Source organism: Sulfitobacter marinus, assembly GCF_900116285.1.
GTDB classification, from domain to species: Bacteria; Pseudomonadota; Alphaproteobacteria; order Rhodobacterales; family Rhodobacteraceae; genus Sulfitobacter; species Sulfitobacter marinus.
In genome coordinates this window covers 72,436-97,110 of record NZ_FPAJ01000005.1, presented here as the reverse complement: position 1 = coordinate 97,110, position 24,675 = coordinate 72,436, and the positions used below count along the sequence as shown (strand labels likewise).

At 56.5% G+C, this 24,675-nt stretch carries 29 protein-coding genes; 18 read left to right on the top strand and 11 right to left on the bottom strand.

Features of this window, described 5'->3' with window-relative positions; all coding sequences use genetic code 11:
* Positions 1-251: 251 nt before the first annotated feature.
* The 5 genes from leuD to BM347_RS17780 all read right to left on the bottom strand — a co-directional run bounded on the left by leuD (position 252) and on the right by BM347_RS17780 (position 3,043).
* Positions 252-857 carry a 3-isopropylmalate dehydratase small subunit gene (leuD, locus tag BM347_RS14390; protein WP_093917195.1) on the bottom strand — a complete coding sequence of 202 codons (606 nt, stop codon included), beginning with the start codon at positions 855-857 and terminating at the stop codon, positions 252-254.
* Positions 854-1,264 (bottom strand): hypothetical protein, encoded by a 411-nt coding sequence (locus BM347_RS14385; protein ID WP_139226493.1) that lies wholly within the window; start codon positions 1,262-1,264, stop codon positions 854-856. The genes leuD and BM347_RS14385 overlap by 4 nt, the downstream gene beginning before the upstream one ends.
* A 46-nt stretch (positions 1,265-1,310) precedes the next feature.
* Complete coding sequence (gene leuC / locus BM347_RS14380; protein WP_093917193.1) at positions 1,311-2,717, bottom strand: 3-isopropylmalate dehydratase large subunit; 1,407 nt, start codon at positions 2,715-2,717, stop codon at positions 1,311-1,313.
* A 69-nt stretch (positions 2,718-2,786) separates the two neighbouring features.
* Positions 2,787-2,885: an isopropylmalate isomerase gene (locus tag BM347_RS14375; RefSeq protein ID WP_093917192.1), complete on the bottom strand. Its 99-nt coding sequence runs from the start codon at positions 2,883-2,885 to the stop codon at positions 2,787-2,789.
* 26 nt (positions 2,886-2,911) lie between these two features.
* The gene (locus BM347_RS17780; protein WP_281247862.1) at positions 2,912-3,043 is read right to left on the bottom strand and encodes a hypothetical protein; all 132 of its coding nucleotides are present in this window, start codon (positions 3,041-3,043) and stop codon (positions 2,912-2,914) included.
* A 22-nt stretch (positions 3,044-3,065) separates the two neighbouring features.
* Here BM347_RS17780 and BM347_RS14370 point away from each other — a divergent pair, with 22 nt between their 5' ends.
* The 4 genes from BM347_RS14370 (at position 3,066) to rlmH (ending at position 6,542) form a co-directional block, all read left to right on the top strand.
* Complete coding sequence (locus BM347_RS14370) at positions 3,066-4,391, top strand: mechanosensitive ion channel family protein (RefSeq protein ID WP_093917191.1); 1,326 nt, start codon at positions 3,066-3,068, stop codon at positions 4,389-4,391.
* A 63-nt stretch (positions 4,392-4,454) separates the two neighbouring features.
* Complete coding sequence (locus BM347_RS14365; RefSeq protein WP_093917190.1) at positions 4,455-5,189, top strand: hypothetical protein; 735 nt, start codon at positions 4,455-4,457, stop codon at positions 5,187-5,189.
* A gap of 486 nt (positions 5,190-5,675) precedes the next feature.
* Positions 5,676-6,053 carry a ribosome silencing factor gene (gene rsfS, locus BM347_RS14360; protein WP_093917329.1) on the top strand — a complete coding sequence of 126 codons (378 nt, stop codon included), beginning with the start codon at positions 5,676-5,678 and terminating at the stop codon, positions 6,051-6,053.
* 18 nt (positions 6,054-6,071) lie between these two features.
* The gene (rlmH, locus tag BM347_RS14355; protein WP_093917189.1) at positions 6,072-6,542 is read left to right on the top strand and encodes a 23S rRNA (pseudouridine(1915)-N(3))-methyltransferase RlmH; all 471 of its coding nucleotides are present in this window, start codon (positions 6,072-6,074) and stop codon (positions 6,540-6,542) included.
* A 2-nt stretch (positions 6,543-6,544) separates the two neighbouring features.
* Here the strand turns inward: rlmH and BM347_RS14350 are convergent, their stop codons facing one another.
* Positions 6,545-6,901: a hypothetical protein gene (locus BM347_RS14350; RefSeq protein WP_093917188.1), complete on the bottom strand. Its 357-nt coding sequence runs from the start codon at positions 6,899-6,901 to the stop codon at positions 6,545-6,547.
* A gap of 43 nt (positions 6,902-6,944) precedes the next feature.
* Positions 6,945-7,637, bottom strand: coding sequence for a DUF599 domain-containing protein (locus BM347_RS14345; protein ID WP_093917328.1), 693 nt, complete (start codon positions 7,635-7,637; stop codon positions 6,945-6,947).
* 82 nt (positions 7,638-7,719) lie between these two features.
* Here BM347_RS14345 and BM347_RS14340 point away from each other — a divergent pair, with 82 nt between their 5' ends.
* The 7 genes from BM347_RS14340 (at position 7,720) to BM347_RS14315 (ending at position 14,839) form a co-directional block, all read left to right on the top strand.
* Positions 7,720-9,168 (top strand): FAD-linked oxidase C-terminal domain-containing protein, encoded by a 1,449-nt coding sequence (locus tag BM347_RS14340; protein ID WP_093917187.1) that lies wholly within the window; start codon positions 7,720-7,722, stop codon positions 9,166-9,168.
* Positions 9,169-9,232: 64 nt separating this feature from the next.
* The gene (locus BM347_RS14335) at positions 9,233-10,351 is read left to right on the top strand and encodes an FAD-binding protein (RefSeq protein WP_093917186.1); all 1,119 of its coding nucleotides are present in this window, start codon (positions 9,233-9,235) and stop codon (positions 10,349-10,351) included.
* Positions 10,348-10,485, top strand: coding sequence for a hypothetical protein (locus BM347_RS17620; RefSeq protein WP_175498588.1), 138 nt, complete (start codon positions 10,348-10,350; stop codon positions 10,483-10,485). The genes BM347_RS14335 and BM347_RS17620 overlap by 4 nt, the downstream gene beginning before the upstream one ends.
* Before the next feature lie 54 nt (positions 10,486-10,539).
* Entirely contained in the window at positions 10,540-11,931 is a 1,392-nt protein-coding gene (gene glcF / locus BM347_RS14330; RefSeq protein WP_093917185.1) for a glycolate oxidase subunit GlcF, read from the top strand.
* 81 nt (positions 11,932-12,012) lie between these two features.
* Complete coding sequence (locus BM347_RS14325) at positions 12,013-12,828, top strand: trypsin-like serine peptidase (protein WP_093917184.1); 816 nt, start codon at positions 12,013-12,015, stop codon at positions 12,826-12,828.
* Positions 12,829-12,995: 167 nt separating this feature from the next.
* Positions 12,996-13,469, top strand: a complete 474-nt coding sequence (locus BM347_RS14320; RefSeq protein ID WP_093917183.1) for an Hsp20 family protein — start codon at positions 12,996-12,998, stop codon at positions 13,467-13,469.
* A 149-nt stretch (positions 13,470-13,618) separates the two neighbouring features.
* Positions 13,619-14,839: an aminotransferase-like domain-containing protein gene (locus tag BM347_RS14315; RefSeq protein WP_093917182.1), complete on the top strand. Its 1,221-nt coding sequence runs from the start codon at positions 13,619-13,621 to the stop codon at positions 14,837-14,839.
* Positions 14,840-14,891: 52 nt separating this feature from the next.
* Here BM347_RS14315 and BM347_RS14310 read toward each other — a convergent pair whose 3' ends face one another.
* Positions 14,892-16,364, bottom strand: a complete 1,473-nt coding sequence (locus tag BM347_RS14310) for an NAD-dependent succinate-semialdehyde dehydrogenase (protein ID WP_093917181.1) — start codon at positions 16,362-16,364, stop codon at positions 14,892-14,894.
* A gap of 93 nt (positions 16,365-16,457) precedes the next feature.
* Between BM347_RS14310 and BM347_RS14305 the strand changes: the two genes are divergently transcribed.
* The 4 genes from BM347_RS14305 (at position 16,458) to BM347_RS14290 (ending at position 19,600) form a co-directional block, all read left to right on the top strand.
* Positions 16,458-17,249 carry an alpha/beta hydrolase gene (locus BM347_RS14305; RefSeq protein WP_093917180.1) on the top strand — a complete coding sequence of 264 codons (792 nt, stop codon included), beginning with the start codon at positions 16,458-16,460 and terminating at the stop codon, positions 17,247-17,249.
* A 119-nt stretch (positions 17,250-17,368) separates the two neighbouring features.
* Entirely contained in the window at positions 17,369-18,592 is a 1,224-nt protein-coding gene (locus BM347_RS14300) for an aminopeptidase P family protein (RefSeq protein ID WP_093917179.1), read from the top strand.
* A gap of 97 nt (positions 18,593-18,689) precedes the next feature.
* Positions 18,690-18,956, top strand: a complete 267-nt coding sequence (locus BM347_RS14295; RefSeq protein WP_093917178.1) for a hypothetical protein — start codon at positions 18,690-18,692, stop codon at positions 18,954-18,956.
* 14 nt (positions 18,957-18,970) lie between these two features.
* Positions 18,971-19,600, top strand: a complete 630-nt coding sequence (locus tag BM347_RS14290; RefSeq protein ID WP_093917177.1) for a DUF1523 family protein — start codon at positions 18,971-18,973, stop codon at positions 19,598-19,600.
* A gap of 81 nt (positions 19,601-19,681) precedes the next feature.
* Here the strand turns inward: BM347_RS14290 and BM347_RS14285 are convergent, their stop codons facing one another.
* Both BM347_RS14285 and BM347_RS14280 read right to left on the bottom strand, forming a co-directional pair.
* A complete protein-coding gene (locus tag BM347_RS14285) occupies positions 19,682-20,062 on the bottom strand; it encodes a histidine triad nucleotide-binding protein (protein WP_093917176.1) in 381 nt (126 codons plus the stop codon).
* Positions 20,063-20,071: 9 nt separating this feature from the next.
* Entirely contained in the window at positions 20,072-21,649 is a 1,578-nt protein-coding gene (locus BM347_RS14280; RefSeq protein WP_093917175.1) for a DUF5928 domain-containing protein, read from the bottom strand.
* Between the two features lie 155 nt (positions 21,650-21,804).
* Between BM347_RS14280 and BM347_RS14275 the strand changes: the two genes are divergently transcribed.
* Complete coding sequence (locus BM347_RS14275; RefSeq protein ID WP_093917327.1) at positions 21,805-22,623, top strand: sulfotransferase family protein; 819 nt, start codon at positions 21,805-21,807, stop codon at positions 22,621-22,623.
* Positions 22,624-22,671: 48 nt separating this feature from the next.
* Here the strand turns inward: BM347_RS14275 and BM347_RS14270 are convergent, their stop codons facing one another.
* Positions 22,672-23,355, bottom strand: a complete 684-nt coding sequence (locus tag BM347_RS14270) for an SGNH/GDSL hydrolase family protein (protein ID WP_093917174.1) — start codon at positions 23,353-23,355, stop codon at positions 22,672-22,674.
* A 156-nt stretch (positions 23,356-23,511) separates the two neighbouring features.
* Here BM347_RS14270 and smpB point away from each other — a divergent pair, with 156 nt between their 5' ends.
* A complete protein-coding gene (gene smpB, locus BM347_RS14265) occupies positions 23,512-24,000 on the top strand; it encodes an SsrA-binding protein SmpB (RefSeq protein WP_093917326.1) in 489 nt (162 codons plus the stop codon).
* Positions 23,993-24,637, top strand: a complete 645-nt coding sequence (locus BM347_RS14260; RefSeq protein WP_093917173.1) for a glutathione S-transferase family protein — start codon at positions 23,993-23,995, stop codon at positions 24,635-24,637. Before smpB ends, BM347_RS14260 begins: the two co-directional genes overlap by 8 nt.
* The last annotated feature ends 38 nt before the right edge of the window (positions 24,638-24,675 follow it).

Genomic DNA, 24,675 nt, shown 5'->3' with positions numbered 1-24,675 from the left:
GTGCTTGTTCCAACTTGTTGCCCTCTGACGAAGAAGGCCTGCCTCATTATTGCCCAATTGATGCCTTCTTTTGCCGGAGTTCTCAAGACTGTTGTTAACAAAGACATAATCTATGGGGCATTTTGAGGGAGCAGGTGGTGCGATAATGCACCATTGGTGGGTCAAAATTAAGGCAGGCACCATATGTAGTGGGCCATATTAAGTGGCCCACTATAGAAGCGAAATTCAGGTCGCCAATTCCAGAAATTAATTTAGACCCAAGGGCGGGCCTGCGACGCACTGGCCTCAAAGCTATCGATCGCTGCGGCCTTTTCCATGGTCAGACCGATGTCATCCAACCCGTTCATCAGACAATGCTTCTTGAATGGGTCGACCTCGAAGGTGAAAACCTCGCCGTCAGAGCTGGTGATTGTTTGTGCCTCAAGGTCGATTTCGATGCGGGCGTTCGCCCCTTTTTCGGCATCTTTCATCAAAATATCCACCTGCTCTTGCGGCAATGCGATAGGCAGAATGCCGTTCTTAAAGCAGTTGTTATAGAAAATATCGGCATAGCTGGGGGCAATCACACATGTGATACCGAAGTCCGCAATCGCCCATGGCGCGTGTTCGCGCGACGATCCGCAGCCAAAGTTATCGCCCGCAACAAGGATTTGCGCCTCGCGGTACTGTGGCTTGTTCAAAACGAAATCGGGGATCTCGTTGCGGTCGTCATCATAGCGCATTTCGTCAAACAGATTCACGCCAAGGCCGGACCGTTTGATGGTTTTCAGGAACTGCTTGGGAATGATCATATCGGTGTCGATGTTGATCAAGGGCAGGGGGGCGGCGATGCCGCTGAGCGTGGTAAACTTGTTCATGGCTGAACTCCAGTTTGTGAACCGTCAGGTTGTGTTTCTGCGGTTTGTTCAATGGGTGCGTCACAAGCGCTGTCAGTGATCTGACGAAGCGCTTTGCGCACATAAGGTTTAGCTGTGATGCGGTTTTGGGACAGAGTGACCGCGCCGGAAGCGCCGCGGGTTAAAACGCCAGAGGCTGACATCTCACCCATCATGGCACGTGCCTGCGCCGGGTTGACCCGAAGCTTGGCGATCAGGTCAGCGGCGTTCAATTCAATGCGTGTACGGGCGTGGAATACCGCCAGCCCGTATTGGTAGCGGTTATAGCCGCTCGCCATTGCTGCCGCTGGCGCGGATGCACCGACGGTTGGCAATAGTGGCGTCAAGCTGGCCGCGCCGATCATGGATAGAAAGCTGCGTCTTTGCATGCTGTGTCCCTACTGTCCGGCAAGGGTCGAAACCCCTGCCAACAATTTACATCATCTCGCGTACATCGGTCAGATGGCCGGTAATCGCCGCTGCTGCAGCCATTGCGGGTGACACCAGATGGGTGCGCCCACCCCGGCCCTGACGGCCCTCAAAGTTGCGGTTCGACGTTGCCGCACAGCGTTCGCCCGGTGCCAGTTGGTCGGGGTTCATTGCCAGACACATCGAACATCCCGCCAGACGCCATTCAAAACCGGCCTCCTTAAAGATATCGGCAAGGCCTTCTTCCTCGGCCTGCGCACGCACAAGGCCAGAGCCCGGAACGATCATGGCGCGCATGCCTTCCTTGACTTTTTTGCCCTTCAGGATCGCGGCCGCTGCGCGCAAATCCTCAATCCGGCCGTTGGTGCAGGACCCGATAAAGACCGTGTCGATTGTGATGTCAGTCAGCGGCATGCCTTCGGTCAGGCCCATATATTCGATGGACCGTTTGGCGGCGTCGATCTTGCCGCCTTGGAAATCAGAAGCCATAGGAACTTTGGCTGTGATCGGCAGTACGTCTTCGGGCGATGTGCCCCATGTGACCGCTGGCGCGATGTCTTCGGCCTTGATGGTGATGACCTTGTCCCAATGGGCGTCGTCATCGGAATAAAGCGTCTTCCACCAGGCAAGGGCGGCTTCCCATTGTGCGCCTTTGGGCGCATGGGGGCGACCCATGCAATATTCGAATGTCTTCTCATCCGGCGCGATCAGGCCAGCGCGTGCGCCGCCTTCGATGGCCATGTTACAGACGGTCATGCGCCCTTCCATCGACAGCTCGCGGATCGCTTCGCCGCAATATTCGATGACATAGCCGGTGCCGCCGGCGGTGCCGGTTTCGCCGATAACAGTCATGGTGATGTCTTTGGCGGTCACACCTGTTGGCAGCTTGCCGGTGATCTCGACCTTCATGTTTTTCGATTTTTTCTGGATCAGCGTTTGCGTCGCCAGAACATGTTCAACCTCGGACGTGCCGATGCCATGGGCCAGTGACCCGAATGCACCATGGGTCGCCGTGTGGCTGTCACCGCACACAACGGTCATGCCGGGCAGGGTCCAGCCTTGCTCGGGGCCGACGATGTGCACGATGCCCTGACGGACGTCGGACACAGGGTAATAATGCAGGCCGAATTCCTTGGCGTTGGTATCAAGCGCGGCGACTTGAACGCGGCTGTCTTCGGTCATCGTGGCCGCATTGGCGCGGTCCAACGTGGTGGGAACGTTGTGATCCGGCACCGCGATCGTCTGGTCCGGGCGGCGCACGGTGCGACCGGTCATGCGCAAACCTTCAAAGGCCTGCGGGCTGGTTACTTCGTGAACCAAGTGGCGGTCGATATAAAGCAAGCAGGTGCCATCATCGGCTTCATCCGCAACATGGGCATCCCAGATTTTATCATAGAGCGTTTTGGGGGACATGTGGTCCTCTCCCGTAAATAAGTGTGATTGGTGGTCGTCAGACGGAATGCGCCGAGGCGCGCGCAGGCTTTATAGTCGTGCCAGCACAGTGTGGGTCGCCCCGAAAAAGCGTTCGCGCAGGCGTGCGCGGTCGCAGATGTTGAACAGGTTGTCTGAAACATGTGTCATAAAGCGCTAAGTAGACCCTTTCAGCCCTACAGGCAAGGTATCTGACAGCCCATCGGGGCCAGTATTATATGGCCCGCGCTTGGCAGAACACGGGGGCGCAGGATCACCGCTTGCTCAATCGTGCTGATTGTCACACCATCACAGGATGAATTATTCACCCTGCGCCCGAGGTTTTTGCCAATGAGCCCTGATCCCTTTGCCACATTCATGGAAAGTATTCAGGCGTTGATTACGGGTGGTTTCGGCATGGGCGAAAGCCTGCTGCAACCCGGATGGCGGCAATATCAGATTTTGATCCTGATTGCCGTGGCGCTGATTTCATGGGCGCTGCACCATCTGTCAGGAAACTGGATACAGGCTTGGGTGCGCCGCCGTGATGGTTGGTCCAAATGGCAACTGCGTATGATCGTGCAGATCAAACGGCGGCTTGGGCTGATCTGGTTTGCTGCGATTACGAGCATGATTTATCTGGTCATGCAGAACATCACCTGGCCGTCGCGGTCCTATCTGATCGGTATCTTTGCAACGTTGGTGTCGGTCTGGGTCTGCATTGCCTTTGCCACCCGGCTGGTGCGCAACCGCCCGATGCGCCGCTTGGTCACCTGGGGGCTCTGGATTTATGCGACGCTTTATTTCCTGAATGTGGTCGACAGCGTTTCGGTATTTCTAGACTCACTGGCCTTGCATGTCGGAGATTTCAGGTTGTCTGTCCTCACGGTGATTACGGCGCTTGTGGTGATCGGCCTGCTTTTTGCAGTCGCGCGGATTTTCAGCCAAACCACCGCCGCGACCATTCGCAAAAACCAAGACATCAGCCCGTCGATGCAGGTGCTGGCGGTCAAGGGCATTCAGCTGACGTTCTACGGGATCGCGTTCTTTATGGGGGTCAAGGCCGTTGGCATCGACCTGACCGGGCTTGCGGTCCTGTCAGGTGCGATCGGTGTCGGCCTTGGTTTTGGCCTGCAAAAAGTCGTGTCCAACCTTGTGTCCGGCATCATCATCCTGATTGATAAGTCGATAAAACCGGGGGATGTGATCAGCCTTGGCGACACCTTTGGCTGGATTCAGACTTTGGGTGCGCGTTACGCGTCTGTTGTGACCCGCGATGGCAAGGAATACCTGATCCCGAACGAAGACCTGATCACCGGCCAAGTGGTGAACTGGTCGCATTCCAACGATTTTGTGCGTCTCGATATCTATTTCGGCACGGCCTACGGCGACGATCCGCATGTGGTGCGCAAATTGGCGATTGAGGCCGCCCAAGGTGTTGACCGCGTGTTGTCCTTCAAAGCGCCGGTTTGCCATATCGTTGGGTTTGGCGATAGCAGCGTGGACTACATCCTGCGGTTCTGGATCAAGGATCCGACCGGGGGTCTGACGAATATTCGCGGCAATGTTTATCTGGCGCTTTGGGATACGTTCAAAGAGCATGACATCTCGATCCCGTTCCCGCAGCGCGAGGTCAGAATGCTTGAGGCTGACCTGCCCGCTGGGGTTGAAAAATAGCTTGTTGCCGGGCTTGCATCTTCTATCATCTTGGCACCGCGCAATAGAAAAGTGGCACAGCCCATGACTGGCGAACAAAAAGTAGTGTTGATATTGGGCAGCGGCCCGAATGTGACGGCCAGCCAAAACTGGCCTGCCGCATGGTTTGACCACATCGTCGCTATGAATAACGCGTGGCGTGTGCGCCCCGATTGGACCGCACTGGTCTATCCCGAGGATTTCCCGGCAGACCGCATGCCGGATCGCGTTTCCTCGGACCAATGTTTGATCGGGGCAAGGGCTTTTGTGCCAGCGCAGAACGGTTTCGGCGGGTTTGTCTATGCGGGCGGGACCATGGCCTTTACCACGGGGTATTGGGCGCTTTCGGCTTTGCGGCCCACGGTTCTGGCCTTTATGGGCTGCGACATGGTGTACCCTAAATCGGGGGACACACATTTTTACGGCACAGGGACGGCTGATCCGCTGCGCGACGATATCACGCTGCGCGATCTGGGGGCGAAATCTGCACGTCTGGCCTTGGTCGCGGCGCGGCAGGGGTGCTCTTGCGTGAACCTTTCTCAAGATCCGTCGGCGTTGCTTTTCCCTCGGGCAAAGCCAGAGAGCCTGCGCAACCGCCGGGTCAGCCTTGATCTGGACCGTGCCCGTTATGCAGCGCTGCGCGCGAAAGAGGACGCGCTGGGCTATCATACGCCAACGGGACGGTACTGGGAGGATATGCGCCATGTCGATCCAAATGCCGTGGCGGTCTTGGATCAGGGTTGGCGCGATTTGTTTGTACGTCACGCAGCACAGATGTGAGCGCGGCGGTAGCCCCAGTTTACACGCAGCGATTCTCGGCCCGCGACAATTATGGGCCAGGCGCGCCGGGATCGGCGGGAAAAGGCTGTATTTTACGCAAACGCCACATCGGCACAGGCGAGCGCGGTATTATTTTTGGGAGCGCGGATTTATGGCCGCAGAAATAGTGGAAAAGCGACCCTAATAAGAGCTTTGTAAAGAAGAGCTTATACGCTGTTTCAGCCATCGCACAGCACTCGCGATACAGGCGCTTTGCCAGCTGCCGGTTGCATTGCATGGAAACCGCTATGCGCGCAAATATACCGGATTGTTTCAAAAGGCCGCTGGTCAAGGACTGTTCGCCTTGCTTGTCATTGAAATTTCACCCATGTGGGCATATCGTAAAGTATCCCCAGCGCCGGGGGACTGTCGGCGCGCCTAAAGGAGGACAATGTCCTGTCTACTCTCTCAAACGCAGCACCCGCTGCGGATCCGCAGGCAGCAATGATGACTGCCGACACAAATGTAACAACAAGCGACGCACTTCTCGCTTCGATCCTATCCCAACTAGACGACGACAAGGCCGAAGATATCGTGCAGATTGATCTGCGCGGCAAAACGGCCATCGGCGACTATATGGTCGTGTGCTCTGGCCGGTCTTCGCGTCAGGTATCATCGATTGCCGAAAAACTGGCGCAGATGGTCAAGGATGAATACAAACGCACGCCGCGTGTCGAAGGCAAAGACACAGGCGACTGGGTTTTGATCGATACAGGTGATGTGATCGTTCACGTATTCCGCCCCGAAGTGCGCGAATTCTACCAGCTGGAAAAGATGTGGATGCCGACCGACACACCTGAACCACCAGCCGTCATGCCGCACTAAGCTCGCAAGGCTTTTGGTATGCGTGTTCATATCTGCGTGGTCGGGCGTTTGCGCGCCGGACCAGAAAAAGACCTGATTGATGATTACCTGAAAAGGTTTGACCGAACAGGTCGCGGGCTGGGCCTTGGCCCGGCGCAAATCCTCGAAGTTGAAGATAAGAAAAACGGCGGAATGGCAGCCGAGGCTGTTTTGCTGCGCCGTGCGATCCCGGACGGATCGTTGATCTGCGTGCTGGACGAGCGCGGGCGGATTGAAACGTCACCCGAGTTTGCCGACCGGCTAGGCGGTTGGCGCGATCAGGGGCGTGGGGACGTCGCGTTTGTGATTGGGGGTGCTGATGGCATTGCCAAGGAATTGCGCAAGGATGCAGACCACGCGCTATCGTTTGGCAAGATGGTCTGGCCGCATATGTTGGTGCGCGTCATGTTGACCGAACAGCTGTACCGCGCTGCATCAATCTTGTCCGGCGGGCCGTATCATCGGGTCTGAGCTTACTTCAGTTTTACTTTTTTGATGTCTTGGCCCCATCCAGCAATGGTATCGCGGGCCTGAACACCGACTTCTGTCACGCCTGGCGGAATTGCGACGCCGGATAGCGACCGCGTCAGTGGCTGTTCATCGACATGCGGGTGAATAAGTTCGCGGATCGCGATCTGGTTGCCAGAGCCATCCAGAATACGCCACGCATCGGCAAAATGGCCCCACCCTTCGTCGCCATGGCTGATGGTTACGTCAAACGTCCACAAGCCATCCGTTTGCACGGCGCGAACGTTTTCAATCACCGCATTATCTGCAGCGGCGTATTGCGCGCTTAAGACAAGTGCGGTTGCGAATGCGGTCTTGAACATAATTTCACCAAAGGAATTGAAGAATACATATAGGCCGTCGCCGTCAGCTTTCCAAGAGTATGCGCCGGGACTCTGATTTAAATTCACGCCGTCCGACAATAATAAAAGTTACAACTGAAGCAAGTATCAGGGGGATGGGGCCGATCAGCCATGGCAGGCTGGCCAGTGCGAAGTAAAGCGACCGCAGACCTCTGTTGAAACTGCGCGCGGCTGTGATGTTAAGCTCTGCTGCTTTTGCAGCCATTTGGGTCGCGCGGGGATCATCAACGTCATTCGGGACAGCGGCCATTAAGACTGAGCAATAGCCAAACAAGCGGTTTGACCAGACGAATTTCAGAAAGCCGTTGGCTAAAAAGAACAGCGGCAACAGCATCTTTAGCTCCCAAACGACTGTGGGTAGATCGGTCAGGGATAGATCCTCGACCACGGTTGCCATCTGTTCTGAATTGCCCAAAAGCGCCAAGGTCCCGCCCAGGGCGATGACACTTGTAGAGGCGAAAAATGCAGTGCTTTGGCGTAATGTTCCCAGAATATGTGCATCAAAAATCCGCGGCTGGCGCGTAATCATTTGAACCATCCATTCGCGCCGGTGCGCCGCCATCAACTGTGACATCGATGGGCGTTTCGGACCTGCGTTTTCGGTCAGCCAACCAATACAGAGCCATAGAACAAAAATGCAGGCGAGTGCTGTGTAATCAAGCGGCCCAAAAAGGGCGAGGCGATCCATCCAAGTCATGCCATGATGCATACGCCGGACGGTTCCAGCTTGCCAATGGTTTAAATTGGTAATATTATTTTACCAAAATATGAGGTGCGCCATGGAAATGCCTATTCCCAACCCCGACATCGTTGCCCGCAAGGCGCGCGTGGTTGAGCGGTTGCAAGGCGTTTTGCCGCCCGATGCGGTCATTCATGACGAACGTGAAACCCGCGCTTATGAATGCGATGCCCTAACCGCCTATAAATGCCCGCCCATGGTGGCTGTGCTGCCGTCATCCACACAGGAAGTGTCGGATGTGCTGCGCATCTGCCACGAGGAAGGCGTGCCGGTCGTACCGCGCGGGTCGGGCACATCCCTTGCGGGTGGCGCGCTGCCAACGGCGGATTGCGTGATCTTGGGCGTGGCCCGGATGAACGATGTGATCGAGACAGATTACGGAAACCGCATCATTCGCGTACAGACCGGGCGCACGAACCTCAGCGTGACCGGCGCGGTCGAGGAACACGGGTTTTTCTATGCGCCTGATCCGTCCAGCCAGCTGGCCTGTGCCATTGCGGGCAATATCGCGATGAATTCGGGCGGGGCGCATTGTTTGAAATACGGTGTGACCACGAACAATCTGATGGGCGTCAAAATGGTGCTGATGGATGGTGAAATCATCGACATCGGCGGCGCACATCTGGATGCAGGGGGGCTTGATCTGCTGGGCTTGGTCTGCGGGTCCGAAGGGCAGCTTGGCGTTGTCACCGAAGCAACCCTGCGCATCTTGCACAAACCCGAAGGCGCACGGCCCGTTCTAATCGGCTTTGACGATAATGAGGTCGCGGGCACCTGTGTGTCCGACATTATCAAGGCCGGTGTTTTGCCTGTCGCAATCGAATTCATGGACCGGCCCTGTATCGAGGCAACCGAGGCTTTTGCCAAAGCGGGCTATCCAATGTGCGAGGCCCTGTTGATCGTCGAGGTCGAGGGATCGGACGCCGAGATTGACCACCAGCTTGAGCTGATTTCGGCCATTGCGCGGCGGCATAACCCGGTCGAGCTGCGCCAATCCAAGTCTGCCGAGGAAAGCGCCAAGATTTGGCTGGGCCGCAAATCCGCCTTTGGGGCGATGGGCCAGATTAATGATTACATGTGTCTTGATGGCACGATCCCTGTGTCGTCCTTGCCGCATGTGTTGAAACGCATTGGCGAGATGAGCGACCATTTCGGCCTGAAGGTCGGAAATGTTTTCCATGCAGGCGATGGCAATATGCATCCGTTGATCCTGTTTGATGCAAACAAACCCGGTGATCTGGAATTGTGTGAAGAGTTCGGTGCCGAGGTGCTGAAGCTCTGCGTCGAGGTGGGCGGTTGCCTGACGGGCGAGCATGGCGTCGGCATCGAAAAGCGTGATCTGATGCATGTTCAATACGCCGCGGCCGATCTGAACGCCCAAATGGCGGTGAAGGACGTGTTTGATCCCGCATGGTTGTTGAACCCGGCCAAAGTGTTTCCGCTTGATGCATCCGAAACTCGTCGTGCGGTGAAGATCGCCGCAGAGTAGGCTGACAACAGGCCGCCCGTGCGCGGTTTAGGGTGGGATTTGGATATTTAGGAGCCAGAGAAGAATGGACATCACTTCAGAACAGGCGCTTGTGGACGCGGTTAAGGGCGCAGATGGTCCATTGGCGGTTCGGGGCGGCGGCACGCGCGGCGTTCCGGTTCGCGGGGCAGTGATGTCTGTTGCGGGGCTGAGTGGCATTTCCCTGTACGAGCCGGGTGCCATGACTGTGGTGGCCAAGGCAGGCACGCCGGTGGTTGAAATCGAAGCGGCGCTGGCCGGCGAAAACCAGCGGTTGGCGTTCGAGCCGATGGATCATCGGGCGCTGCTGGGCACAAAAGGCACACCAACGATTGGTGGGGCGATGGCTGCGAATGTGAGCGGCCCGCGCCGTATTTCTGTGGGGGCCGCGCGGGATTTCCTGTTGGGCGTTCGCTATGTCGACGGCACTGGCGCTGTCATCAAGAATGGCGGGCGGGTGATGAAAAACGTCACGGGCTATGATCTGGTAAAGCTGATGGCGGGGTCTTACGGCACGCTTGGTGTGCTGAGTGAGGTATCGCTGAAGGTGCTGCCCCGGCCTGAAACCCATGCAACACTGGTTTTGAATGGTTTGGATGATGCGGGCGCTGTGGCTGCCATGGCACAGGCGCTTGGCAGTCCGTTTGAGGTCACAGGTGCGGCGCATGACCCGTCCCGTCAGGAGACCAATTTACGGGTCGAGGGGTTTGAGGCCTCGGTCGCGTATCGATTGGAAAAGCTTCGCGCGTTGTTGTCGGCGACCGGTGCGCAGATCGATGTTCGGGATGTCGCAGCATCTGATGCGATTTGGGCTGATATCCGCGATGTGGCAGCGTTTCACGGCAAGGAAGGCGATGTCTGGCGGGTGTCGTGCAAACCCTCTGACGGTCCGGCCATTGCGGCGCGGTCGGGTGCGCAGACGTGGTTTTATGACTGGGCGGGTGGGCTGATTTGGCTGCTTACGATCCCCGGCCATGATCTGCGCCAAGCCGTTGGTGCGTTTGATGGGCATGCGACCTTGGTCCGGGCAGATGCCGCAAACAAAGCGCGGCTGGGTATGTTCCATCCGGAGCCTGCCGGCCTGGCGCGGCTGACATCAAAGTTGCGCGCACAGTTTGACCCCAAGGGCATTTTCAACGCCGGTCTGATGGATCCTGCAGCATGACGTTGATCGTTCTCTTTGTGTTGGGTTTTGCCAGGCTGGGGCTGCGCTATGCCTGTCCGGATCAGAAGGTCCGGCGCTGGACGGCTGTTATTGGTGCAATCGGTGTCACCACCCCTTGCTTCGGGCTATCCTAGCCCCCTGATTTTTAATGGTTCACGGGGCCGTGAGCTGACATCGCTGGAGTATTCATGCAGACGACATTCACCCCAGAGCAATTGAAAAACCCTGCAATCAGGCGCAGCAACGAGATATTGCGCGCCTGCGTGCACTGCGGGTTTTGCACGGCCACATGCCCGACCTATCAAGTGTTGGGGGATGAGTTGGACAGCCCGCGGGGGCGTATCTACCTGATCAAGGACATGCTGGAAAACGATCGTGACCCGGATGTCAAAACGGTCAAGCATATTGACCGCTGCCTGTCCTGCCTTGCCTGCATGACGACCTGCCCGTCGGGTGTGCATTACATGCATTTGGTGGACCACGCGCGTGACTATATCGAACAGCGCTACAAACGCCCCTTTAGCGATCGGGCGTTGCGTTGGGTTTTAGCGCGGATCCTGCCATATCCGACGCGGTTTCGGTTGGCGTTGTTGGGTGCCAAGATCGGGCGGCCCTTTGCGCGGCTGATGCCGGACGCGCGGCTTAAGGCGATGCTTGAGATGGCCCCCAAGACCATCCCGCCGGTCAGCCGCAACGACGATCCTCAAAGCTTTGCCCCGCAAGGTGCGCGCAAGAAGCGTGTGGCATTGATGACAGGCTGCGCGCAAAAGGCGCTGAACACGGACATCAATGACGCCACGATCCGTCTGCTGACGCGGTTGGGGTGCGAGGTTGTGGTGGCGGAAGGGGCCGGATGTTGCGGGGCATTGACCCACCACATGGGCAAGACCCGCGAAAGCCACGCAACAGCGGCCAAAAACATCAAAGCATGGTGCGCCGAAATTGACGGGCAGGGATTGGATGCCATTGTCATCAACACCTCTGGCTGTGGCACCACCGTCAAGGATTACGGGCATATGTTCCGTAATGAACCGCTTGCGGCGGATGCGGCACGGGTGTCGGCCATTGCGCAGGATGTGTCTGAGGTATTGATCGCTCTGAAACAGGCCGAGGATACCAGCCCGGCACCGCGGCCCGCCAAAGACAATATCGCTGGAACAGATGCCACCCTGCCGCATGCGCCCGTAGATCACGGGATGGTCGTCGCCTATCACGCGGCCTGTTCCTTGCAGCATGGTCAGCAGATCAAGACCTACCCCAAAGATCTGCTAAGGCAGGCGGGTTTTACCGTCGTCGAACCGGCTGACCCCCATCTATGTTGTGGATCGGCTGGCACGTATAATCTGATGCAGCCCGAGATTTCAAAGCAGCTAAAAGATCGCAAAATCAAAACCCTGAAGGCCAAGAACCCCGACGTGATTGCCGCGGGGAATATTGGATGCATGATGCAAATCGGGTCGGCTGCGGGGATACCTGTGGTTCACACGGTCGAACTGCTGGATTGGGCCAGTGGCGGGCCGAAACCGCCTGCGCTGACCGGCACACATGACCCCAAGGGCGAGATTCCCAAACTGCGCTGAGGTATTGCCCTATTTATGCCTTATCTAGCCATTAGCGGTTTTCTAAATCTTGAGCGAACTCCAAAGAAAGGGAGCCGTGCCATGCGCCGCTGGGTCGCCCTTTCGTTTGCCTTGCTGACCGTTGCCACATCCGCCCTGTCACAAGATGCGTATCTGCGCAGCTTGGAGACTGGCGTCGACGCGCGTGCGTGGGAGGCTGTTGGCCGCCTCGACATTGCCGGGGCAGGGTTTTGCACCGGCGCATTGATTGCGCCGCGTCTTGTATTGACGGCGGCACATTGTCTGTTCGACCGCAAAACCAAGCAACGTATCGATCACAAATCGGTCAAGTTTCGCGCAGGCTGGCGCAACGGGCGTGCCGGGGCGTATCGCAATATCCGCCGCGCTGTCGTGCATCCTGATTATGTCTATGACGGGGCGGTGTCGCCCCAGCGGGTGCGTTATGATCTGGCCCTGCTCGAACTTGATCGCGCAATCCAAAATACCACGATTGTTCCGTTTGACACGGCACCGCGCCCACGCCGCGGTGACGAATTGGGTGTGGTCAGCTATGCCAAAGACCGCGCCGAGGCACCATCATTGCAAGAGACGTGCAGCGTGCTGGCCCGCCAGGAGGGCGTGTTGGTCACCACGTGTTCTGTCGACTTCGGATCGAGTGGCGCGCCGATTTTCACCTTTTCAAATGGTGTGCCGCAGATCGTGTCGGTGGTGTCCGCCAAGGCGCAGGTCGAGGGGAATGAAGTCTCATTGGGTACCGCATTGGGAACACCTCTTGCGTTGTTGCAGGCTGAACTGGTGGCCGGAAAAGGTGTTTATCAAGCGCCGGGTATCAAGCGAAAAACGATATCGGCATCGGATCGTCGCCGCACAACCGGTGCAAAATTCATAAAACCTTAGGTTAGATCGCGGGGTCTATTGCGTGACTGACCCTCTTGAAACTGTATTTGTTCATCCCCACATCATTCTCACCAAGACGCCTAATTAGGGTTTTGGATCATGAAACATGGGCCTGTCCGCAGTGGAAGGTCCAGCTCTGTAAATCGCTCAAACGAGGATGAACACCTATGCGTAATTTTGATTTTGCACCCCTATATCGTTCCACCGTTGGCTTTGACCAAATCGCCAACCTGATGGATCGCGTCGCGACCAATGATGTCGCGCAAAACAGCTACCCGCCCTACAATATCGAAAAGCTTGACGATGAATCCTATCGTATTTCGATTGCGGTTGCGGGCTTTTCCGACGCGGATCTAAGCGTCGAAGTGCGTGAAAAATCCCTGATCGTTTCGGCCCGCAAGGCGGATGACGCAAACGAAAAAACCTATCTGCATCGCGGTATTGCCACACGGGCGTTCGAGCGTCGGTTCCACCTTGCCGACCATGTGCAGGTGACGGGTGCCACCCATGTTGATGGGATGCTGAACATCGATCTGGAACGCCAGGTGCCCGAAGCACTAAAGCCGCGCCAGATTCAGATCGCAAGCGCATCAGCAGGCGCGATTGAAAAAGATGTCGTTGATGCGAAGTCTGTGAACTAAGCTATTTTCAACACATGTGAATTGGACCCGGGGCAGTGCCTCGGGTCTTTTTGTTTCTGGCGTGTCTGCGTGCGGAGGATTAGGTCAAAAGTATTGACTTAAATGTGGTCACGCGCCAATCTGCGGCAAATCATTGGGGAGGGGGCACCATGTCCTTGCAAGAAATCTTTGCGACACGCGCCACACGTATGAAGGCGTCGGAAATCCGCGAGCTGCTAAAGCTGTTGGATCAACCTGATATCATATCCTTTGCAGGTGGCATTCCCGACCCTGATCTGTTTCCAAAGCAAATATTCCAAGAGGCGTTCAATGCTGCATTAAGCGGCCCACTTGCGACGCATGGCCTGCAGTATTCGTCCAGCGAGGGACACAAACCGTTGCGGGTTTGGATTGCTGGCCAAATGCAGAAAATCGGTATCCCTGCCACGCCCGACAACATCCTGATCACGTCCGGATCGCAGCAAGCGTTGGATTATCTGGGTAAGCTGTTCCTGTCGCCCGGCGACACCGTCTTGGTCGGGTGGCCGACTTATCTGGGCGCATTAGGGGCGTTCAACGCCTACGAACCGCGTTATGATAAACTGGACCCGCTGAGCAACCGTTCAGCCGCCGATTATACGGCAGAGGCCGAGGCCGCAGGTGGTAAGGCCAAGTTTGCCTATCTGTCCGTTGATTTTGCAAACCCCACCGGGGCCACCGTTAGCCGCGCAGCGCGGGAGCGGGTCATTGATCTGGCCGACGAGATGGATATCGCGGTGATCGAAGACGCGGCTTATCAATCGCTGCGCTTTGACGGGGAGGTGATCCCGCCAATTCTGGCGCTTGAGGCCGCGCGCAAGGGCGGGGATATCGAAGCCTGCCGGACGATCTATTGCGGGAGCTTTTCCAAGACACTGTCGCCGGGCCTGCGTGTCGGTTGGGTCTGCGCCGCGATGCCAGTGATCAACCAGCTTGTGTTGATGAAGCAGGCGGCAGATTTGCATAGTGCGACACTAAACCAGATCGCTATTGCCGACGTCGCGGAGCATCATTTTGACAGCCATGTTGAAGTGATCCGCGCGGCCTATCGCGGACGGCGCGATGCGATGCTGAACGCGCTTGAGGAACACATGCCGGACGGTGTCAGCTGGACAAAACCCGAAGGTGGGATGTTCATTTGGGTGACGCTGCCCGAGACATTGGACGGGGCCAACTTGCTGGCCGAGTCGCTTAAAACCGAACGGGTCGCCTTTGTGCCGGGGCATGCATTCTTTGCCGATGGATCAGGGCGCAATACGCTGCGTCTTAGTTATGCCACATCAGACGAGGCCAAGATCGCCGAGGGGATCAAGCGGCTGGGCAATCTGATCACCAGGGCGCTGGCTGCTTAAACGAAAACGGGCGGCAGGATCATCTCGCCGCCCGCAAAGCGCATATCAGATATCAGACCGACATGCAGATGTATTTCATCTCAAGGTAATCCTCGATCCCGTGGTGGCTGCCTTCGCGGCCCAGACCGGATTGTTTGACGCCGCCAAACGGTGCCACCTCGGTCGAGATCAGGCCGGTGTTTACGCCCACAATGCCGTATTCCAGCGCTTCGGCGACTTTATAAACGCGGCTTAAGTCCTTGGCATAAAAGTACGACGCCAGACCAAAGATCGTGTCGTTCGCCATCGCGATCACGTCATCGACGCTGTCGAATTTGAACAGCGGTGCCAGCGGGCCAAAGGTTTCTTCGGTCGCAACCATCATGTCTTGGGTCACGTCGGTCATGATCGTGGGCGGCAGGAAGTTTCCGTCCATCTCGCCAGCATCGCCCAAGATCACGTTAGCACCCTTGGATTTTGCATCCTCGATATGCTCTTTGACCTTTTCACCCGCGGCGGGGTTGATCAGCGGGCCAAGCGCCACGCCGTCTTCAAAGCCGTCACCAACCTTGAGTTTCTCGACCGCGACCTTCAGCTTTTCGGCAAAGGCGTCATAGACACCGGCCTGCACATAGATGCGGTTGGCGCAAACGCAGGTCTGGCCGTTGTTGCGGAATTTGCACAGGATCGCGCCTTCGACAGCAGCATCCAGATCGGCATCATCAAACACGATGAACGGTGCATTGCCGCCCAGCTCCATCGAACATTTCATGACCTGATCGGCGGCTTGCTTCATCAGGATACGGCCAACTTCGGTCGATCCGGTAAATGTCAGCTTGCGCACGGCAGGGTTTTCGCAGAATTCCTTACCCACGGCAGAGGACGATGACGATGGCACCACATTGAACACGCCCGCCGGAATGCCCGCACGTTCAGCCAACACGCCCATGACGATGGCAGATAGCGGCGTTTCGGCTGCAGGGCGCGCAACAAATGCACAGCCAGCGGCCAGCGCAGGTGCTGCCTTGCGGGTGATCATTGCGTTGGGAAAGTTCCACGGCGTAATCGATGCTGCAACGCCGATGGGTTGCTTGATCACGGTGATGCGTTTGTCGCGCTGGTGGCCGGGAATGGTTTCGCCGTACACGCGCTTGGCCTGTTCGCCCATGAATTCGATAAACGACGCACCATAGGCGATTTCGCCTTTGGCCTCGGCCAGCGGTTTGCCTTGTTCCGCGGTCAGGATGGCCCCCAGATCGTCCTGGTTCGCCATCATCAGATCGAACCATTTGCGCAGCACGGCGGCACGTTCTTTGCCGGTCCAGGATGCCCATTCTTTCTGGGCCTTTTCGGCTTGGGCGATGGCACCGGCGACTTGGGCACGGCTAAGGTCGGCCACTTTGGCAATCACATCACCACGCGCAGGGTTGGTCACATCAAAGGTACCGTCGTCGCCATCTACCCATTCGCCGCCAATATAGGCACGGGTTTCCAGTAGGCTGGGGTCTTTGAGCATAGATTTCAGGTCGGTGTTTGCGTCAGTCATTTTGATCTCTCCGCTTTTGTTTGTGGAACCCAAAGCAACATTCGCTATGATTGTCTAGTTCGAGTTTGTTTTGGCGTGTTAAGGGAGACCCAAATGCAGTTAGATGATGCTTATGCCAATGCCGCTTATATCGAGGGTGCCGAGGACTATCCGCCCCGCTGGCAAAAGGCAGCAGCAGCGTTCCGCAAGAAGCTGGGGTTTCGCGCGCAAAAGAACATTTCCTATGGTGCGTCAGACCGCGAGCTGTATGACTTCTTCGAACCTGAAGGGGTTTCCCGGGGTACTGTCGTTTTCATCCATGGTGGGTATTGGAAGGCTTTTGCGCCGTCTGATTGGTCCCATTTGGCGGCAGGTGCGCTGGCGCGTGGGTATGCGGTTGCGATGATCGGCTATGATCTGTGCCCCGATGTGCGCATCAGCCAGATTACCAGCCAGGTGGCCAAAGGGCTGGCAGATGTCGCCAAGCGGACCCAAGGGTCGATTTCACTGGCCGGACATTCCGCTGGGGGCCAGTTGGTCGCCCGCATGACCGACCCGCTGATCCTGCCCGGTGATGTGCGCGAACGGATTTCCAATATCGTGACGATTTCCCCCGTGGCCGATCTGGAACCGCTGCTACAAACCACCATGAACGAGGTTTTGCAGTTGGACGAAGCAGAGGTCGCAGCCGAAAGCCCCGTCAACATGACCCCGCCGCATGGGGTGAATGTCACGATCTGGGTCGGCGCGGATGAACGCCCCGCCTTTATCGAACAGGCAGAACAGTTGTCGCGCGTTTGGGGGGCCAAGATGACCGCAGTCGAAGGGCGGCATCACTTTGATATCATCGATTTGCTGGAAGACCCCGACAGCGACATGATGAAAGCATTGCTTGGCATCAAGTGACCCCTTGATCGGTGCGCTGAAATAGGAGAAAGGTTGCATGGGCTAGGGCGATGGCGTCGTCCTGAACTTAGGCCCTTGCGTCCTGCACGCCGGGACCTTTCTGAAAAGGAGGGTCTGATATGACCAATCCATCCAAAGTTTTGCGCCCCGATATGTACCGCTTTCACAATGGTGAGAAATCGCCGTTGCCTTTTGATGCGACCGAATACGAGGCGCGTTTGGAAGAGCTGCGCGAACGCATGGAAAGCGCGGGGGCGACCGCTGCCGTTTTCACCTCAATGCACAATATCGCCTATTATTCGGGGTTTTTGTACTGTGCCTTTGGCCGGCCCTATGGGTTGGTTGTGACGGACACCGATTGCGTGACCATTTCCGCAGGCATCGACGCGGGCCAGCCGTGGCGGCGCAGCTTTGCCGACAACATCACCTATACTGATTGGCAACGCGATAACTACTGGCGGGCCATTGCGTCCGTTACGGGTAAAGGGGCGGTCATCGGCTATGAGGGCGACCACCTGACCCTGATGCAGCGCGACAAGCTTGAAGATTTTCTAGAGCCTGCCGTGATGGTGGATCTGTTCGAAACCACGATGCGTCAGCGGATGCACAAGTCAGAGGCCGAGATCGCCCTGATTCGCCAAGGCGCGCAGGTCGCCGATGTCGGTGGTTACGCCATTCGCGACGCGGTCAAAATCGGCGCACGCGAGATCGACATCGCTATGGCGGGCCGTGACGCGATGGAGCTTGAGATCGCCAAACGCTTTCCCGATGCCGAATACCGCGACACCTGGGTGTGGTTCCAGTCTGGGCTGAACACCGACGGCGCACATAACCCCGTAACCGCACGCCAGTTGGAATGCGGTGATATCCTGTCGCTGAACACCTTCCCGATGATATCGGCATATTACACCGCGCTTGAGCGTACGATGTTCGCAGGCGAAGTCGATGCGGCCAGCCTCAAGATTTGGGAGGCCAACGTCGCCGCCCATGAATACGGGATGAGCCTGTTGAAACCGGGGGCTAGCTGCGCCGAGATCACCCATAAGATCAACGATTTCTTTGCTGAGCGTGATTTGCTGCAACACCGCACCTTTGGGTACGGGCATTCATTCGGGGTGCTGTCGCATTACTATGGCCGCGAGGCCGGGCTGGAACTGCGCGAAGACGTCGACACCGTGCTTGAACCCGGCATGGTCATTTCGATGGAGCCGATGCTGACGGTTGCGGCGGATAAACCGGGTGCCGGCGGATACCGCGAGCATGATATTTTGGTGATCACGGATGACGGCAACGACAATATCACCGGCTATCCTTATGGGCCCGAGTTTAACGTGGTAGGGTAATCCCTAGGCCCTTGGGCCCGATCGGCGTTTGGCTAAGGTCAGCACCTATCGGGCCGCGTGGGGCGAAACGCGTGTCAGGACACAAGGACATCTAACCATGGTGGCATTTCTTCAACTGATTGTGGTCGGTTTTGTTGTCTTAACCATCATCTTTGTTGGCCTGTCGATGTATTCCCGCCGTATCCGCCGTGGCAAATTGCACGAGAAATGGCGCAATGGTCCACGGCTTGTGGATTTGGACAGTTTCGTGCAACGAGGGCTAAAGAGATATGACAGCTCGATCCGTCGCAAATTGATCTGGGGTGTCTATATTGTACCGGTGGGGCTGATCATCCTGATCATTTACCTCACCAACTTTAGCTAGGGGGAGCCGGCGCTATGAATGTCATTAAATGGGTGTTCTGGATCACGATCTGGACGATTGTCGTCGGGTTCTTTCACTATACGCTGCCGCAGGTCGATATCGTGCGGATCACCGACACCTATGAGAAACGTGTCGATTTTGGTGACAACTCAATCTTTTGGTCCAATGCGGATGTGGGAAACAACAACAGCTTGGGCAACCGCGATGTGTTCTTTATCCAGACCCGCCGCGCCAAGGGCGATGTGATGGTGTACCGCAACGAAGACACGGGCTGGGGATGGCCGCCCTATTTCAAATTCGACACGACCAACTTGCAGGCCGAAGCCTCGGATTTACGCTCGGCCTCGGGCGCGCCGCAATATGTGGCGCTAAAGCATTACGGTTGGCGGAATGAATTCCTGTCGATCTTTCCCAATGCGATTTCTGTGCGCCCCGTTGCGGGGCCGGATGTTTCAAAAGGCATTCCGTTTTTGAACATCATTATCCTGACGCTGTTTGCCGCGCTGATCTATGCGATCTGGGTGCGCTGGCGCAGGTTCAGAGAGAAACGGATTGATCCAACTCTAGAGCGGATCGAAGATGACTTTGCCGAAAAACAGGGCCGCTTTTCCCGCTGGATCACGAGCTGGAAAAAGCAACCTTAGCCGCGCACGGCGGACGGGAGAGGGGGCCAGCCCCCGCCCTTCGGGCACCCCCGGGATATTTTTAAGCCAGAGAAGCGAGGGTCAGTTGAGGCGGGCAACCATGCGGCCCATGGGGCGACCGCCCAAGATATGAACGTGCAAATGCGGAACCTCTTGAACGCCATCAGCACCTGCGTTTGAGATCATCCGGAAGCCGTCGCCGTCCTCAAGCGTGACCCCTTCGGCCTTGCAGACTTCGGAAATTGCGCGGATGTATCCGACGATCTCGGCGTCCGAGGCGTGGGCGGCAAAGTGATCAAAGCTGACATAGGGGCCTTTGGGAATCACCAGCACATGGGTCGGGGCCTGCGGTTGGATATCGCGAAACGCCAGCGCGTGTTCGGATTCATAAACGGTGTCGTTGGGGATTTCACCGCGCAGGATTTTGGCAAAGATATTCTGGTCGTCGTAGGCGTAGGCCATGGGGTGTCCTTAGTCTGAAAAGAGATAATGCATTTTGGCGATATCTAACGCTTTTTCCGGGGGTATCTGCAGAAAATCAGACAAGACATCAGCATTTTCCTGGGGGGATGCGTTTTCCCGCATCCGCGCGTAATTTTTGAACTGCGCGTCGCGAATACGGTCGCATTCGAATGTCATATCGTTGCGGATTGTCGGCAAAATCCGGCCCAGCGTTTCCGCCGACGTACGTTCGCCCGCAAGGCCGACCCGCACGGCATGGCCAGCCAGATATTCGTCAGAGAACTGGCATTCGATTTCGAGGATGCGCGTTGTCGACCGGTCAGAGGCGAAATCATGCAGCAGTTCGATATTGCCCGGGTCCATGCACACAATCAGCCGGTCCGTTTCGTAGTAATCAAACAGCATGCGCATCAAGGCGCGCCGGTGCCGTGTGCGTTTTTCCAACGTATTCTGAATGCCGCCAAGATCGGGCAGAGGTGTGCTTTCTTCGTTGAACAGATATTCAATAGTCGGCAGATTCGTTGTTTTGCGAATACGTTCAAGAACGCGTTTTGCGACGTGCCATTTTTTGCACACAACGATCAAGAGTTCACGCTCGCGACCCAGAGTGCTTTCGGTTTCCCAAAAACGGGTGGCAAAACGGCGGCCGATCCGGCCCCGCCCGCTGAGGAAATTGAACAGACTGCGGCCTTCGTTGCTGATCTGGAATTCGACACCTTGTGCGGTATAGAGCAAGCCAAGCCGGCGCTTTAGGTCTGTCGCTTCACTGCTGATTTTGCGCGCAAACAGGTAATCCTGGGCCACAAGCAGGTCGTAGTGGTCATTATAGAATGTCAGCGGCATACCGTAATCACTGAACATCAAGAACGTCAGGGTGCGGGTGCGGATTTCATCTTCGGCAATGAGATGGCGCACGATGGTTTGGAAAAAGGTTTCATCCGGAATCCAAGTGGTGCGAAAGAACCGCATGACGTCTTTGCGACGTTTGGTGAATTCCAGAACTTTTTCAATGGTTTGACGCCGCAGGCACCACCACTGACTGCCGATCTGCACCTGTATATCCTCAGGGATTTCGCGCGTTAGACCCAGACGTTTTTGCAGCCCGAACATCCAGTAAAAGCGTTTCTTTTGGGTACGTTCATTGAACCAATGCCGATAGATCAGCCGCTCTTCCTGCCAGCCTGTCTTGATCCAGTCGCTTTCGAAATAGTCAAAGCTTTCGATGAAATCGAAGTCATTATCGTCCAGATAATTATGGGTGTATTCGGCTGATTTGATCGCCATGCAATCGCCAGACAGCATATAGAAATGCGTCGCCCGGGGAAATGCCTTAACCGCGCTTTCCACGGCGTTCAAAGTGGCCTGAACCAGCGACCATTCCCCCCAGCCGCAGCGAATGCGCTGGCGTGTGAAAACCACATTCGGGTTGCTGCAAAGCGCCTTGGTTATCTGTGCAAAATCGGCTGCGCTGGCAGAGGCGTCAAAGTGAATGGACATATAGTCACCTGACGACGTCAACCGTTCCGCCTGCTTGATGATCGCAGTCGGGTCCTTGTGACAGAGTAAGATGTAGGCGATTCTGGCCATGAATGACGAAGCTGCCCTTTCGTATCGCTCAGACGGCAGGTTAAAGATGATCTGCAATTGAATAAACCGCGAATATTTGCTTTTCTCTAACTCAAGCCATTCTCTTGCCCTAAACTGCGGTAATTGTGGCCAAAAATAAGGGGGCCGGGCAGAAAATGGGTTTTCCAGGGACTTGGATGACGGAAAGTGAAAGCGTTGTGTACCGTGTGGTGCCCAAATGCGCCTGCTCGACCATTGGGCAGATCATGTATTATTCGGATCATGGTCAGTTTTTCGATGGCGATATTCATGATGCCAAATCCGGGATGCACAAATGGGCGATGGATGAATCCCAAGAGCCGATCACCAGAAATGTGCAGGGTCATGGATCTTATGCATTCACCTGCGTGCGAAACCCGTACACGCGCATTCTAAGTTCATTCTTTGACAAGATCTGCGGCATTCAGCGCAATGGCAAGCGGTATCGCGGCAATCTGGTGCCGCTGTTGGTGCAGAAATACGGTATCGAAGTCGGCGGCATCGACGGCAAGCAAGAGTTCGACCAAATTGCCAGCTTCCGCCGGTTTTTGCTGTTTGCGCGCGACACCATCCGCTGGCGCCGGCCGATGGATCCTGACATTCACTGGTCCGCTCAAGCCGGGCATGTCAGCACGTTTATTGTAAACGGCGGCACCTACGACAAGATCATCTGGACCGAGAGTTTTAACGACGGGATGCAAGACGTGCTGGACGCAATCGAGACACCGCACCCGGTTGTGTTGGCCGATATTCCGCGGTTTAACGAATCCGAAGGGCACGGGCCCAAACGGGCGCACCCGGTTGAGGATTATTTTGACGATCTGTCGATGCATCTGGTGCGAGAAATCTACAAACGTGATTTTGAGCTGTTCAGATACGATATGGACAATCCAGCCAATAAAATGCCCATTTGCGAGATCGACCTGAAAGAAGTTCACGCGAAACTGGGTGAGTAAGGCCTTGGTGGCAGAGCTCTTGTGACCTGTTCTAAGCTTACCGGCGGTTTAGTGACGTTTCAAAACCTGCGCGATGCGGTCTGCGGCGGCGCGGGTGCCTTTGACGGAGGGGTGGATCATATCGGCGGCATGAAATGACTTGTCCCCCGTCGGCACCAGGTCGGCCAGCGATATAAAGATCACCCCGTGGTCACGCTGTGCCATAGCCGCGATCCGCGCCTCCAGCGTGTCGCCCTCGTCTTTGCAATGCTCAATCGGGGACCACGTGCCGGGGCTGCGCAAATAGCCGACATAGGCAACTTTGGCCCCTGAACGCCGGGCTTTGGCCACCAGCGTCGGAATATCCCCGCCCGTGCCGTCTGCGCTAATCAGCTTGTCCATCCGGCGGGCGCATTTCGTGCAGCCGCACCCCATCCACATGTCATTTCCGCCGCCATTGATGATCACCCAATCCCAAGGGCCTTCGCGGTATTGCTTTGAGATATTAAGCCCTAGCGCGCCTGTGATGGGCAGAAAGTACCGGTATCGCGCACCGGTAATCGCGCGATTTTTGACGTATGCGCCAAATGCTTTTTCCAGATGATGTGCGACGGATTGCTTGGCTTGAGAGTGAGAGGTCATGAAAGAATCCCCCAATATCAGAATGCGCAGGGGGTCCTTTGCATGGCTGGCCGTGACTGTGCACAACACCAACAGAACGGCAGCGATGATCTGGGCGGTGTAATGGCGCATTTCGAATTCCTATCTTCGCTCCTGCCAGTCATTGGGCAACCTGACATCGGATCGGGCGCACGCGGCACCCTTAGCAGCGCGGCGGATTTGATGCATCGTCTCAAACGATGCGCAGCCCATCTTGCGCCGCCCGTCGCTGCGCCCTACATCAACAACATGTCACAGGTAAAATCATCCTCCAAATCCGACCCCAATTACAAGGTCATTGCCGAAAACCGCCGCGCGCGGTTCGACTATGCCATCGATGATGACGTTGAATGCGGCATTATGCTTGAGGGGTCCGAGGTGAAATCCCTGCGCAATGGCGGGGCGAATATCGCCGAAAGCTATGCAGCGGTTGAGGATGGCGAACTTTGGTTGGTGAACTCGTATATCGCGCCCTACAGTCAGGCCAAAACATTCAGCCACGAAGAACGCCGCCGCCGCAAGCTGCTGGTGTCGAAAAAGCAGCTGTCGAACCTGTGGAACGAAACGCAGCGCAAGGGCATGACCCTTGTGCCGATGGTGATGTATTTCAATCATCGCGGTATGGCCAAGATCAAGATTGGCATCGCCAAGGGTAAAAAGCTGCACGACAAACGCGAGACAGAGGCAAAGCGCGATTGGTCGCGCCAAAAGCAGCGCTTGCTGAAAGACCATGGCTGAGGGGCTTACCCTCATCGGTTACAGATACAGCGTTTACACCCGCATTGTGCGCGTCGCCTTGATCGAGATGGGTTTGGAAGCGACCTATCACGAACTAAACCCGTTCTCCTCAGCGCCCAACCCCAAGCTGTTGGAATATACGCCATTTGGCCGGGTGCCCGTATTGCAGCATGACGGGTTCACGCTCACCGAAACCAGCGCCATATTGCGATACCTTGATGCGGTCGGGCCGGGCCTTTCCTTGGTCCCGACGGTCCCGCATCAGATGGCACGGATGGCGCAGGTCATCGCGATCACCGATTTCTATGGCTATGTCCCCTTGGTGCGGCAGGTTTTTGCAAATGCCGTCTTTGCGCCAATGATGGAGGAGCCTGCCGATCCGATCGCCGTTTCAGATGGGCTAAAGGCCGCCCTGCCCGTGTTGCAAAGCCTTGATATGATCGCAGCCGAAGGCCATCAATTAAACGGGATTGATATCAGTCTTGCAGACCTGCATCTGGCACCGATGATTTCCTATTTCGCTATGGCACGGCAGGGTGCCGCGATGCTGGATGGTTTTCCGGCGCTTCAACGATGGTGGCAAGGTGTCGCAGATCGCCCCAGTCTGCTGCAAACCGACCCTTTTACAGGCCCCTAGGCCCGCCGCACCCTTGCCTGCTCCTGCCAGCGCGGTTA